Genomic DNA, 12,866 nt, shown 5'->3' with positions numbered 1-12,866 from the left:
GGATATCACCTTTTTCACCGTTACTCGGTCAGTATGGTTTGCACCTCAGTCGGCCCACTGTTAACCATACCCCAGTAAGGATTTGGGCCCCAGTAGCCGCCGCGATGACGAGTCGGACCATACCAGATCCAGGGATCCATTGGCTGAGGCGGTGCTGTTACCTGTTGCGCGAGACGCCAGCGCTGGTAACCTCGTACATCGATAACGGCAAATTTATAATCTGCCTCACCAATTTTGCCCTGCTCCGTTCCCTTCAGGGTACCCAGCACAGTGACATACTGGTTTCTGACATCCACTGGATCAACGAAGCCGTGGATATCGGCATAAATCCGCCCCACCGACGCCGCCCCCAGACGCGGTCTGGCGCTATCGTCCAGCGGCTGTGCAGCAATCTCAAGCCGGGTTTTGCCGTTCAGATTAGTGACATTCACGACCTTGCCGCCAAAGCGAGATTCCTGCCCGACGAAGATCGAAGGATCGCTCATGACCCGCAACAAATCCTGCTGCGGCTGAGGCGAGCTGCCCTGCAGTGTGTCGGGAATCGAGACACAACCGGTTAACGCCAGCACACAGGTCAGCAGCAGACCTGAAAGCCCTTTACCACACATTGACGACATAGACGTTCTCCCGTTAGGTAAAGACTTAGACTGGACGCATAACAATAAGTTGCGTGCATTTTACCGGCCAGGTAATTTTTTCCAGGCGACTTCATTGCGCAGATAAGTGGGCTCCGCCGTCTCCGGCAGCAGCGTATTCCCCTGCGCCAGAGCAAGTATCGCCAGCGGCAGCATATCCTGAGCGGCAGGCAGCGTGACCTCACTGGCAACCAGCGTCAGTTCATGTCCCTGCTGCAGGCCAGGATAAGCCTGCCAGCCGGTGCCAGCGGTCATCCATTCACCAGAGAGCGACTGCATGCGTGCCAGTGCCGCTTCCGGCGACAACACACTTTCGCTGGCTTCGCCCTGCCAGGCACCGTGCTCATCACGCTGATATTCGGCCCAATAGACTTCGCCCATCCGCGCGTCAATCGCCGTTAATACCCGGGTTGCCCCGTGAAGGCGCCATGCGCCTTCCGCCAGCGTCGCGAGGGTAGAAACCGCGATCATCGGCAGTGCTGCGCCCAGTGCAAGGCCCTGCGCAATGCCAATGCCAATGCGTACGCCAGTAAAACTGCCCGGGCCGCGACCAAAGGCGAGCGCGTCCAGTTCGGTCAGTTCCAGCTGCTGTGCCAGCAGGAGCTCTTCGACCAGCGGTAAAATACGCTGGGTATGATCACGCGGGGCGATCTCGAATCGGGCATCAATCTGTTGCTGATTCAGCAAGGCAGCTGAACAGGCTTCTGTCGCCGTATCCAGCGCTAAAATTCGGGCTGACATGACCACCTCAGAAGAAAGAAAACGGCGCGCATATTAGCATAAAATTATGCGTCTGGTTCGGGTTGCTGACGGATAAAGGCGATGGCACGATCAATGTCCCGGGTGCGCGGCGTAGGTGGCAGGCTGTTGAGAAACAACGCGCCATAAGGACGCGATACGAGGCGCTGATCGCAAATCACCAGCACACCCCGATCATCCGTATCACGGATCAACCGCCCCACCCCCTGCTTCAGCGTGATCACGGCATCCGGTAGCTGCACATCCGTGAAGGGATCGCCGCCACGAATCCGGCAATCTTCCATTCTGGCTTTTAACAGGGGATCTTCCGGCGAGGTGAACGGCAGTTTATCGATAATAACCAGCGACAACGCATCACCCCGCACATCAACCCCTTCCCAGAAACTGCTGGTCGCCACCAGCAGGGCGTTGCCTTTGTCGATGAACTGTTTCAGTAACTGACCTTTGCTGGTTTCACCCTGTACCAGCACAGGCAGGGTCATTGAGGCGCGAAATTCTGCCGCCAGTTCACGCATCATCAGGTGCGATGTGCAGAGGAAGAAACAGCGGCCTTTGTTGGCATCGATCAGCGGTTTCATCATCGCGGCCAGCTGGCGGGCGCCGCCGGGACGGTTAGGCTCAGGCAGATTGCGCGGCACGCAGAGCAGTGCCTGCTTCGCAAAATCAAACGGGCTATTCAGAATCAGGCTCTTTGCCGCATTCACACCCAGTCGTTCGGCGAAATGGGCCATTTTTTCATCCACCGCCAGGGTGGCCGAGGTGAAGATCCACGCCGCTTTACGGTTGTCCATCACTTCCCGGAATCGTTCAGCGACCGAGAGCGGCGTCAGCGCCAGAATAAAATGACGCGACGTACATTCATACCAGTAGCTGTAGCCCGGCTCGTTAATCGCCCGTAACCGTTTTAAGCGGGTACGGTAAAGCGCGGCGCGCTCAAAGGCGGCATCCAGCAGAGCTGAACGACCCAGCGAGAGTTTGATAACGTCGTAACAGAGCTCCAGCGCATCGTCCAGCAAGGTGAACATGCGCAGTATCTGGTTATCGCTCAGCAGTTCGCGTAAATTACCGCGATAACCCGGATCGCCTAATGACAGGCGGAAATCCTGTGCGCATTGCGCCAGTCGATCAGCTGATTTCTGCAGTTGCTGGGCATCACGCACTTCCGTGCGGTAGGCGGTAATAATATCTTTAGCCAGATCGAGTAACTGGCGGCTGGAGAGTTGCTGACCAAAATACTGGCTGGCGATATCGGGCAACTGATGGGCTTCATCGAAGATCATCACATCAGCCTCGGGAATCAATTCGCCAAAGCCCCCCTCTTTTACCACCAGGTCGGCAAGAAACAAATGGTGGTTAACGACCACCACATCAGCGTCCATGGCGCGCTTACGTGCCATGACCACAAAACACTCTTTATAGCGCGGACAATCCGTGCCCAGGCAGTTGTCGTTGGTGCTGGTCACCAGCGGCCAGATCGGGCTATCTTCGGTCACACCCGCACAGCTGCTGATGTCGCCATCTTTTGTCTGTGATGACCAACTGCGCAGCGTCACCAGATCGGTTAGCGCCTGCACGGTGAGCTCACCACCGGCCATCGACTGCTGTTCCATGCGTTCCAGGCAGAGATAGTTAGAGCGCCCTTTCAGCAAGGCCGTTTTCCCTTTGAACTTCAGTGCCTTAATCATGGTGGGCAGATCGCGGCCATAAAGCTGATCCTGCAGCGCTTTTGAGCCGGTGGAGACAATGACTTTTTTTCCGGCCCGCAAGGCGGGTGCCAGGTAAGCATAGGTTTTGCCGGTGCCGGTGCCGGCTTCAACCACCAGTTCACCCTGCTGTTTTACGGCTTCAGATACCGCCTGCGCCATCTCACGTTGTGCTTCACGCGGTTTAAAACCTGCGATCGCCAACGCCAGTGCGCCATCCACTGCAAAATCGTCTGCCACATACCCTCTCTAAGAACGGCAAAAACACTGTAATTATGTCAGTATTGGATAAACAAATCAAAATCGATAAATATCAACAGGTTGAGGTTTTAGCCGTTTCAGGTGCGGCGGTACGTGACCCGAAAGTACGATAAGAAAACCTGAAATTTTAGCGCTTCATTAAATACCCTGCTGAATAAGCTAATTAATAACAGGGACTTTATTCCATTCGCTTTTTAATCTGTAAGGCGATAAACCGCCGTGCATCCGCGCAGGAATCGCTAAAGGTTTTCATCGATGCGAATGTCAGTGAGACTAATGACTGAAGGATTTTATCCGGGCAGTTTATCTGAACAACCCGAGCGGTCAGAGGGTCATCACCAGGGTGTTGTTTAGCCAGATTCCAGCAACCCGGGTAAAGCTGAAAAGGCGCGGACAGAAGTGAGTCAATGAGACCGGTGTAGAAACCGCAAAACTGCGCGACTGACGGTTTTGCGGCGTGAGTCAGAATTCAGAAGAAATGGAGGTCGTCAGACAACCGTTTCAAACGCCTAAACATCCTTTTCTAAGGGATCGTTTTCCTCATCCTCTTCTTCATCTTCCGGATAGATCTCAGCATCATCTGGCAGCGGTTCATCGTAATCAGGACGTTCAGACATAATTACCTCCGGTGATAAATAGCAAGGCTGCTATTTCAACTGATCATAGTTAACACTCACTGGAGGCCGCACACTTTCCACCTGAAATGTGAACCAAACGTGAATTCACTGTAATGGACTGAAAACAGCCCAACCGCACCTTGCTAATGATGCAGGTACAGTGCACCCGCCAGCATGATGATGAACAGCACGGCAAAGGTAACAAATCCCTGCTTACTGCCTTTGGATAACCCCACAAATGCCGCGATAACAATAAACAGCAGCGTCAGAGCGCCAGCCATTACCCAAAAAAGATACTGCGTATTCGCCATGCTTTAATCCTCAACCTGTGGCGCAATCTCATGACTGATTTATAACATTTTTAAGCCGCCAGTTCCCCTAATTCCGTGTTTCTTATCCCCTGTCAGCGCTAACAGCAGGCGCGATTAAGGACACTTCATTGTCAGCGCAGTTAGCGCCACAGTGTGATGCAGTTATCAAATGCAAATGAACACATCAGGTAATCAAAAGGCAGGATTATAATGATTAAATCAGCTTACTGTTGGGATGTGGCACCCGTAGGCTGATGTGCTGAGACTGGCTTAACATTGCCCTTCAGGTGATGTTTCGCAGATGGCTAAACCCGACTGCCTGTTTCAGGCGGAGGTACATCATGAATTATGTCCGCATCGGATCTCTGGCTGGCGTACTGCTGCTCTGCGGCTGCCAGGCACCTACCCCTGATCAGGCTCGTCTGCAGCAACCCGTTTTCCAGGGCCAAAGCGCCCGCACCGTCCCTCAGCTCAGCGACTGTATTTATCGCGGCTGGTCCACCACCAGCGTCATTGCACGGGATAACACCACCCACACCCAGCCGAACGGCAGTGAGATCAGCGTCTTTACCTGGGAAGATTCTATTTTTGCGGATGTTTCGCCCCGCCGAAAAGGTGCTGATGTGAAATATTTCACCACCTTCCGGATGTCCCCGGACGTGATGGCAGACAGACAGGCGATTGTTGAGCGCTGCCTGTAAAGCGTAAGAGGTGACAGCGATATCAGGAGTGTGCCAGGCTAATGCGCAATTAACCAGGGAGAAACCGATGAGTATTACCCGCATTGACCCGGAACATCGTATGTCCGAAGCCGTCATTCATAACGACACAATCTATTACACCAGTGTGCCCGAAAATCTGGATGCCGACGCAGAAGCACAGACCGCCAATGCGCTGGCGGTGATTGACGCCATTCTGACCCGGCTCGGTAGCGATAAAAGCAAAATTCTGGATGCGACGCTGTTCCTGGTAGATAAAGCCGACTTCCCCGCCATGAACCGCGCCTGGGATGCCTGGGTTTCGCCGGGCAATGCGCCGGTGCGCTGTACGGTTCAGGCCGGTCTGCTAAATCCAAAATACAAGATCGAAATTAAAATCATTGCTGCACGTTAAACCTGCCGGGCGTTATTCCTCTTCGTTTTCGTCATCTTCGTCTTCGAATAACGCCCGAATACGTTCGCCCTTGTGATTTTCGCGGATTTCCTGCGCCACCTGGGCGATTGCTTCACCGCTCGATAGTCCGCCTGCCATCAGCGCCTGAATACGTTCGACGGCCTGTTGTTGTTGCTCATGAGAGAGAGCCGGTAATCCAATAAACATTTTTTACTCCTGCGTTGGGTCAGACAGTATCCCACGTGGAACTAACAGGTGCCAGTGAGGAAAAAATATGTCAGTCTGACCGCCTCTTAGCTTTCTGATTTGTCTGCCCGATGATTGTTGAAACCCTCACGCTTGATTATACCCCCGATGCGCTGACTCAGCGTTTCGCCACCCTTGCCCATCTGCCCTGGGCGATGCTGCTCTCCTCCGCGCAGGCCAGTCACAGTGACAACCGTTTTGATCTTCTGACCGCCGATCCCCGCGCCACCCTGGTGACCCGCGGCGCAATCACGACGCTCAGCGACCCAACCGGTACAACCGAATCAACCGCCGATCCCCTGTTGCTGGTGCAGCAACAGTGTGATGCGCTGGGCGTCACACCTGCATCCAGCGAGACGCTGCCGTTTCAGGGCGGTGCGCTGGGGCTGTTTGGTTATGACCTGGGCCGCCGGTTTGAGTCCCTGCCGCAGCGGGCTGCAGCCGATCTCACTACGCCTGACATGGCCACAGGAATCTATGACTGGGCATTGATTGCCGACCATCATCAGCAAACCCTGACGCTCGTGGCGTTGAGCAATGTTGAAGAACGTGCCGCCTGGCTGGCACAGTGGCCTGTACGCGAAACTGTACCCTTTTCGCTGACAAGCCGCTGGCGCTCTAATATGAGCTATGCCGAATACGCCGCGCGCTTTGCCGCCGTTCAGGCTTATATTCAGGCCGGTGACTGTTATCAGGTAAACCTGGCACAGCGTTTTCAGGCGGGTTATCAGGGTGATGAGTGGCAGGCATTCACTCTCCTCAATGCGGCTAACCGCGCACCCTTCAGCGCGTTTCTGCGGCTGCCTGACAGTGCAATTCTCAGCCTGTCGCCGGAACGCTTCCTGTCGCTGAATAACAAGCAGATTGAAACTCGCCCCATTAAAGGGACCCGACCACGCTGTGACGACCCGATTGCCGACGCACAACAGGCGGAGTCGTTGCGCCATGCGGAGAAAGATCGGGCTGAAAATCTGATGATTGTTGATTTGCTGCGCAACGATATTGGCCGTGTGGCGCGACCCGGTTCGGTTACGGTGCCAGAGCTGTTTGTGGTTGAACCCTTCCCCGCCGTGCATCACCTGGTGAGCACGGTGCGGGCGCAGCTACCTGACAGCCTGCAGGCCACTGATTTACTGCGCGCCTGTTTTCCTGGCGGCTCGATAACCGGTGCACCTAAGATTCGGGCAATGGAGATTATTGATGAGCTGGAACCGCAGCGCCGCAATGCCTGGTGCGGCAGCATCGGCTATATCAGCCTCTGTGGCCGGATGGATACCAGCATCACGATTCGCACGCTAATCGCCGAAGGCCAGCAACTCTACTGCTCTGCCGGTGGCGGATTGGTGGCTGACAGCGATCCGGAAGCGGAGTATCAGGAAACGCTCGATAAAGTCAGCCGGATCTTACCGACACTTGAGCAGGCAGGAGGTTCAGTTGGCACTGACGATTGATGTTTTTCGCAGCCGTTTTTTATTGCAGCAACCCGCCCGCAGCACCCAGCGTCTCTCAGGACGTCATGCTGCGGTGCTGGTGCCTATTGTGGCCCGTCCTGAGCCGGGTTTGTTGCTGACGCAGCGTTCGCAGGCCCTGCGCAAGCACGCCGGACAGGTCGCCTTTCCCGGCGGGATGCAGGATGACACCGACGCCTCACTGATCAACACAGCACTCCGTGAAGCGCAGGAAGAGGTCGGCATCGATCCGCAGCAGGTCGAGATACTGGGTGCGCTGCCTGCCGTCACCAGCAGCACCGGCTTCCAGGTCACGCCCGTGCTGGGCATTATTCCGGCCGATTTACGACTTACTCTTAACCCGGATGAGGTCAGCAGTGCTTTTGAGATGCCGCTGGCCGAAGCTCTGCAGCTAAGCCGCTACAGCGCGCTGGAGGTGCATCGGGCCGGTGTACGCCATCCGGTCTGGCTCTCGCGCTACCAGGATTATCTGGTGTGGGGCATGACCGCCGGAATCATCCGTTCATTGAGCACCCAGATCGCCTTCTGAAACCTTTTTGCCTGTTTTTTCACAGATGCTCGCCAGCGACCTGCCGGGCTGCGCTATAATTTTTTCTATCGTTTTAGATAAGTTTATTTCATGCGAAAAAGCGCTCTTTTCCGGTGCATGACTATTACTATGGGCGCCATAAACTGCCCCGGCAGACTGAGAATAATTGTGAGGAGTGTCACCTGTGATTAGTGTTTTCGACATGTTCAAAGTGGGCATCGGCCCATCGAGTTCGCATACTGTCGGCCCGATGAAAGCGGGTAAGCAGTTTGTGGATTTGCTGTGCGAACAGGAAAAGCTTCAGGAGGTGACCCGAATCGCCGTAGATGTCTATGGTTCTCTGTCTCTGACCGGCAAAGGCCATCATACGGATATCGCGATCATCATGGGTCTGGCGGGTGAATCGCCCGATACCGTGGATATTGATGCGATACCCGCGTTTATTAAAGATGTCGAACAGCGTGAGCGGCTGCTGCTGGCGAAAGGCGCGCATGAAGTCGATTTTCCGCGCGAAGGCGGCATGGTGTTCCGCAGCGAGAACCTCTCGCTGCATGAAAATGGTCTGCGTCTGCTGGCGTTTGCAGGTGACCTGCTGATTCTGTCGAAGACCTATTACTCCGTTGGCGGCGGTTTCATCGTTGATGAAGAGCACTTTGGGCAGTCGGCACTGGATGAAGTGTCAGTGCCATGGCCGTTTCATTCCGCTAAAGATCTGCTGGCGCACTGCCATGAGACCGGCCTCTCCCTCTCTGGCCTGGTGATGAAAAATGAGCTGGCGCTGCACAGCCGCGATGAGATCTATGCCTATTTCACCGATATCTGGCAGACGATGCAGGCCTGTATCGATCGCGGTCTGAATACCGAAGGTGTGTTGCCCGGACCGCTGCGCGTGCCACGTCGTGCTGCCTCACTGCGTCGCCTCCTGACCTCCTCCACTAAGCACTCCAGTGACCCGATGATTGTTATCGACTGGATTAATATGTATGCACTGGCCGTCAACGAAGAGAACGCCGCAGGAGGTCGTGTCGTCACCGCACCAACAAACGGTGCCTGTGGCATCGTGCCGGCGGTGCTGGCTTATTACGATCACTTTATCGAGCCGGTAACCCCCGATATTTTTCTGCGCTATTTCCTTGCCTCCGGCGCCATTGGCGTACTGTACAAAATGAACGCATCTATTTCCGGTGCTGAAGTGGGTTGCCAGGGTGAAGTGGGTGTGGCCTGCTCCATGGCGGCGGCCGGTCTGGCCGAGTTGCTGGGCGGCAGTCCTGAGCAAGTCTGCGTGGCCGCTGAAATTGGCATGGAGCACAACCTGGGACTAACCTGTGACCCGGTTGCCGGTCAGGTTCAGGTGCCCTGCATTGAGCGCAATGCGATCGCCTCAGTTAAAGCCATTAACGCGGCGCGAATGGCACTGCGTCGTACCAGCGAACCTCGCGTCTCGCTGGATAAGGTTATTGAGACGATGTATGAAACGGGCAAAGATATGAACGCTAAATACCGCGAAACCTCACGCGGCGGTCTGGCAATTAAAGTGCAGTGTGATTGAACGAAACGTTTAAATGTTTAAATAACGTTCAACTGTAATAAAATCCGCATCCTGCGCTATCTCAGCGCAGGTTTTAACGGTAGAGTGTTTTCCGCGCAACCGTCCGGCTTTCGTCGCTTTCCAGACCCGCTTTTCTGCATTTCGGCCTCAATATTGATCTGGCCGTGCCGATACTAACCCCGTAATTTTTTGCTTTATTCTGGCTTTTTGGGAAGGTGGATACTGATGTTTATGGCCCAGCAATTTGTTGGACAATTCAGACGCAAGCGTTTGCTCATAGCATTCTCAATCGCCATCGTGGTCATGATATTGACGCTGGCCTTTCGCTATTTTGAAGAAAAGTCACGTATTGAACGTCAGGCAATGGATTTCGCCAATAAAGCGATTATGCGGTTTGACCGGATGTTTTCGCCGCTGGAAGTTTCCGCGAATAATACGCTGGGCCTCGTGGGTGTACCCTGCAACAATGTTCGTTTTCCACTCATCGAAAAAATCTCTTCTCTGCAGACGCTCCGGGCGATTCTGCTGGTGGATAACGATGTACTTTACTGCTCCAGTGTTTATGGACCCCGCGCGATTCCTTTTAGCCAGACCTGGCCCGACCTTGCCTATAATGGCGAGCGTATGACCCTCTCAACCGATGATTATCTTCTCAAAGGCTCACCGATTTTAATGTTGTGGACGCCAAAAAGCCCGGATAACCGCTCAGGCATTTTGCAGGTAATTAACATCGAAATGATGAGCAATTATCTGCTGGAGCCGCAGTTACCCTGGGTTGAACGCGCCGTGTTTAACGTTAACGGACAGAGCCTGGAGTATGGTAATCCGTTGATCGAGTCGACAGTCGCTGCAGACGATGAGGTGAGCTATGAACAAGGCTCGCTGCGCTATCCATTCACGCTTACACTCTATGGCCCCTCACCTACCCGATCGGCGCTGGCAACGCTTCCCTCACAGCTGCCGCTGGCAGTGCTGCTGAGCCTGCTTATGGGCTATATCGTCTGGCTGGCAACCGCAAATCGCATGAGCCTGAGCTGGCAAATCAGTTATGGCATTACCGCCCGCGAGTTTATGGTTTATTGCCAGCCACTGATCAATAGCAAAAGTGGTCAGTGCGACGGTATTGAGATACTGATGCGCTGGCATAATGCCCGTCAGGGCTGGATTGCGCCGGATGTTTTTATTCCGCTGGCTGAGCGCCAGAATCTGATCAAGCCGCTGACGCGCTTTGTGCTGAATGAAGTGGTGAGTCAGCTACCGCTCTTGCCCACGGATCCCGGCTTCCATATCGCTATCAACGTGGCTGCCAGTCATTTCCGGGACGGCGCAATTATTGAAGATCTGCAAAAGCTGTGGTGGCCCGCCTCGCCAGTGCCGACACTGATGGTGGAGCTCACCGAGCGGGATGCACTCCCGGTGGTGGATCAATCGGTCATTACGCAGCTGCACGATATCGGCGTTCAGCTGGCGATTGATGACTTCGGCACCGGTCATAGTTCACTCTCCTATCTGAAAGACCTGCAGCCCGACGTGCTGAAAATAGACAAAATTTTCACAGCAGCTATCGGCACTGACGCCATCAACGCGACGGTAACGGATATGGTGATTTCGCTGGCCCAGCGCCTGAACATCAGTCTGGTTGCTGAGGGCGTGGAAACGGCTGTGCAGGCGGCTTATCTGCGCGAACGCGGCGTGGATCATCTGCAGGGTTACTATTTTGCCCGTCCGATGCCGCTGCAGGATTTTCCGGCGTGGCTGTTACTGCACCAGGCCGATACCCACAGATAAAAAAACAGCCGCGACGTTGAAGCAGCGGCTGTCGGGAAGATTTACCGCGGCCGGTTATGCCAGCCGCGCCTTAGCAACAACGTGAAGAATTAACCCTCTTCATCTTCGTCATGCGGTTTATCTTTGGTGACACGCACCAGATCGATGCGGTAGTCGGTCGCTTCGATGATCTGGAAGTGCAGCGGAGTGATATCAATTACATCGCCAGGCAGCGGTAACTGCCCTTTCTGCTCAATCAGCAGACCGGCCAGCGAGGCGTGGTCCTCTGTCGGATCGACCAGCTCATGGAAATCGAGCAGTTGCTGCAGCGAATGCAGATCGGTCCCGCCCTTAACTAACCAGCCATCACCGTCCGCCACAATATCAGGCGTTTCATCTTCATCCGGGAATTCACCCGCGATCGCTTCCAGCACGTCCAGTGGCGTGATCAAACCCTGGACCACACCAAACTCGTTGGTGACGATAACGAAGCTACCTTTGGCACGGCGCAGCACGCCAAGCAGGTTAATCGGATCCAGCGTCTCCGGCACCACAATGGTCGGGCTATTGGCCGCAAAGGTTGCCACATCCACGCCATGCTCCAGCGCCACCAGCAGCTCTTTAGCGCGCACTACGCCGACAATTTCGTCCAGCTCACCCCGGCAGACCGGAAACAGACTGTGGGGGGTATCAAGCAGCTGACCGCGAATCTCATCCACCGGACGATTCGCATCAACCCAGGAGATTTCACCGCGCGGCGTCATGATGCTGCGAATTGAACGTGACGCCAGGGTCAGTACGCCATTAATCATGTAACGTTCTTCATCTTTAAACGCTTCCTGCGGCATCGCTTCCGCCAGCGCAGCCTCTTCGCTGCTGCTGGTGTTGCTGTTACTGGCCATCTGGGCACGATTGCGGCCTCCCATCAGGCGCAGAATCGCCTCTGCGGTACGTTCACGCATCGGACGGTTGGACTGATGGCGGATAAAGTTTCGACGCGCAATCTGGTTAAACATCTCAATCAGAATTGAGAAGCCGATTGCCGCATAGAGATAACCTTTAGGAATATGGAAGCCGAAGCCTTCTGCTACCAGTGACAGACCGATCATTAACAGGAAGCTCAGACAGAGCACCACCACGGTCGGATGCGCGTTAACGAAGTTAGTTAACGGCTTAGACGCCAGCAGCATCACACCCATCGCAATCACCACAGCCGTCATCATCACCGGCAGGTGGTTGACCATACCTACAGCCGTAATCACAGCATCCAGCGAGAAGACCGCATCCAGCACCACAATCTGCGTCACGACTGCCCAGAAACTGGCATATCCCCGATTACCTGATCCGTCGAGCTGCCGGTTCTCCAGCCTCTCGTGCAACTCCATCGTCGCCTTAAATAACAGGAACAGACCACCCGCCAGCAGAATTAAATCACGACCCGCAAAGCTGAAACCGCCTACGCTGAAAAGAGGTGTTGTCAGCGTCACCATCCAGGAAATCAGTGACAGCAGGCCCAGACGCATAATCAGTGCCAGCGACAGGCCAATCAAACGGGCCTTGTCACGCTGCTTTGGCGGCAGTTTGTCGGCCAGAATGGCAATAAACACCAGGTTATCGATGCCGAGTACGATTTCCAGCACGATGAGCGTCAGTAAACCCGCCCAGATTGAGGGGTCGAATAAAAATTCCATTATTTATGACTCCAGAACAGGGAACAGATTGAGCCGGTGCGTATCAGCGCAGTGAAACGTGACATCCGGATGGTCGGTAAAGCGTTGAAAACGCCGCGAGGCGAAGGGTGACGCGCCAGCAGGCGCAAAGAACAGGTTAAGCGACGTCGGTGACGATCCATAAAGGTGGGCTGAAGCCCGTTACTCCTGAGTATTAAACAGAACGTTAATGTATCA

Annotated in this window: 12 protein-coding genes; 6 read left to right on the top strand and 6 right to left on the bottom strand. The window is 54.7% G+C overall.

The window, feature by feature from the left end; all coding sequences use genetic code 11:
* Window positions 1-20: 20 nt before the first annotated feature.
* From KTJ90_RS08675 to KTJ90_RS08660, 4 genes are all read right to left on the bottom strand, one after another.
* Complete coding sequence (locus tag KTJ90_RS08675) at window positions 21-617, bottom strand: Slp family lipoprotein (protein ID WP_003852709.1); 597 nt, start codon at window positions 615-617, stop codon at window positions 21-23.
* A gap of 60 nt (window positions 618-677) precedes the next feature.
* On the bottom strand, window positions 678-1,376 hold the full coding sequence (tsaB, locus tag KTJ90_RS08670) for a tRNA (adenosine(37)-N6)-threonylcarbamoyltransferase complex dimerization subunit type 1 TsaB (protein ID WP_003852707.1): 699 nt from the start codon (window positions 1,374-1,376) through the stop codon (window positions 678-680).
* 44 nt (window positions 1,377-1,420) lie between these two features.
* Window positions 1,421-3,337, bottom strand: a complete 1,917-nt coding sequence (gene yoaA, locus KTJ90_RS08665; RefSeq protein ID WP_008925318.1) for a DNA repair helicase YoaA — start codon at window positions 3,335-3,337, stop codon at window positions 1,421-1,423.
* Between the two features lie 781 nt (window positions 3,338-4,118).
* The gene (locus KTJ90_RS08660; RefSeq protein WP_003852701.1) at window positions 4,119-4,286 is read right to left on the bottom strand and encodes a hypothetical protein; all 168 of its coding nucleotides are present in this window, start codon (window positions 4,284-4,286) and stop codon (window positions 4,119-4,121) included.
* A gap of 341 nt (window positions 4,287-4,627) precedes the next feature.
* On the opposite strand from KTJ90_RS08660, the gene KTJ90_RS08655 reads away from it, so the two are divergent.
* Both KTJ90_RS08655 and KTJ90_RS08650 read left to right on the top strand, forming a co-directional pair.
* Complete coding sequence (locus KTJ90_RS08655) at window positions 4,628-4,987, top strand: hypothetical protein (protein WP_105099121.1); 360 nt, start codon at window positions 4,628-4,630, stop codon at window positions 4,985-4,987.
* Window positions 4,988-5,054: 67 nt separating this feature from the next.
* The gene (locus KTJ90_RS08650; protein ID WP_003852699.1) at window positions 5,055-5,399 is read left to right on the top strand and encodes a RidA family protein; all 345 of its coding nucleotides are present in this window, start codon (window positions 5,055-5,057) and stop codon (window positions 5,397-5,399) included.
* Between the two features lie 12 nt (window positions 5,400-5,411).
* On the opposite strand, the gene KTJ90_RS08645 is transcribed toward KTJ90_RS08650, so the two are convergent.
* Window positions 5,412-5,606: a YoaH family protein gene (locus tag KTJ90_RS08645; protein WP_003852697.1), complete on the bottom strand. Its 195-nt coding sequence runs from the start codon at window positions 5,604-5,606 to the stop codon at window positions 5,412-5,414.
* 110 nt (window positions 5,607-5,716) lie between these two features.
* On the opposite strand from KTJ90_RS08645, the gene pabB reads away from it, so the two are divergent.
* From pabB to pdeD, 4 genes are all read left to right on the top strand, one after another.
* Window positions 5,717-7,096 (top strand): aminodeoxychorismate synthase component 1, encoded by a 1,380-nt coding sequence (pabB, locus tag KTJ90_RS08640; RefSeq protein ID WP_140915461.1) that lies wholly within the window; start codon window positions 5,717-5,719, stop codon window positions 7,094-7,096.
* A complete protein-coding gene (locus tag KTJ90_RS08635) occupies window positions 7,080-7,643 on the top strand; it encodes a CoA pyrophosphatase (protein WP_003852695.1) in 564 nt (187 codons plus the stop codon). Before pabB ends, KTJ90_RS08635 begins: the two co-directional genes overlap by 17 nt.
* A 184-nt stretch (window positions 7,644-7,827) precedes the next feature.
* Window positions 7,828-9,192, top strand: coding sequence for an L-serine ammonia-lyase (locus KTJ90_RS08630; RefSeq protein ID WP_003852693.1), 1,365 nt, complete (start codon window positions 7,828-7,830; stop codon window positions 9,190-9,192).
* Between the two features lie 225 nt (window positions 9,193-9,417).
* Window positions 9,418-10,980: a cyclic di-3',5'-guanosine monophosphate phosphodiesterase PdeD gene (gene pdeD, locus KTJ90_RS08625; protein ID WP_003852692.1), complete on the top strand. Its 1,563-nt coding sequence runs from the start codon at window positions 9,418-9,420 to the stop codon at window positions 10,978-10,980.
* Window positions 10,981-11,069: 89 nt separating this feature from the next.
* Here the strand turns inward: pdeD and KTJ90_RS08620 are convergent, their stop codons facing one another.
* Complete coding sequence (locus KTJ90_RS08620) at window positions 11,070-12,650, bottom strand: TerC family protein (protein WP_003852691.1); 1,581 nt, start codon at window positions 12,648-12,650, stop codon at window positions 11,070-11,072.
* Window positions 12,651-12,866: the final 216 nt, after the last annotated feature.

It is taken from the genome of Pantoea jilinensis (assembly GCF_019104105.1).
GTDB classification, from domain to species: domain Bacteria; phylum Pseudomonadota; class Gammaproteobacteria; order Enterobacterales; family Enterobacteriaceae; genus Pantoea; species Pantoea eucalypti.
This window is presented reverse-complemented; position numbering and strand designations above follow the sequence as displayed.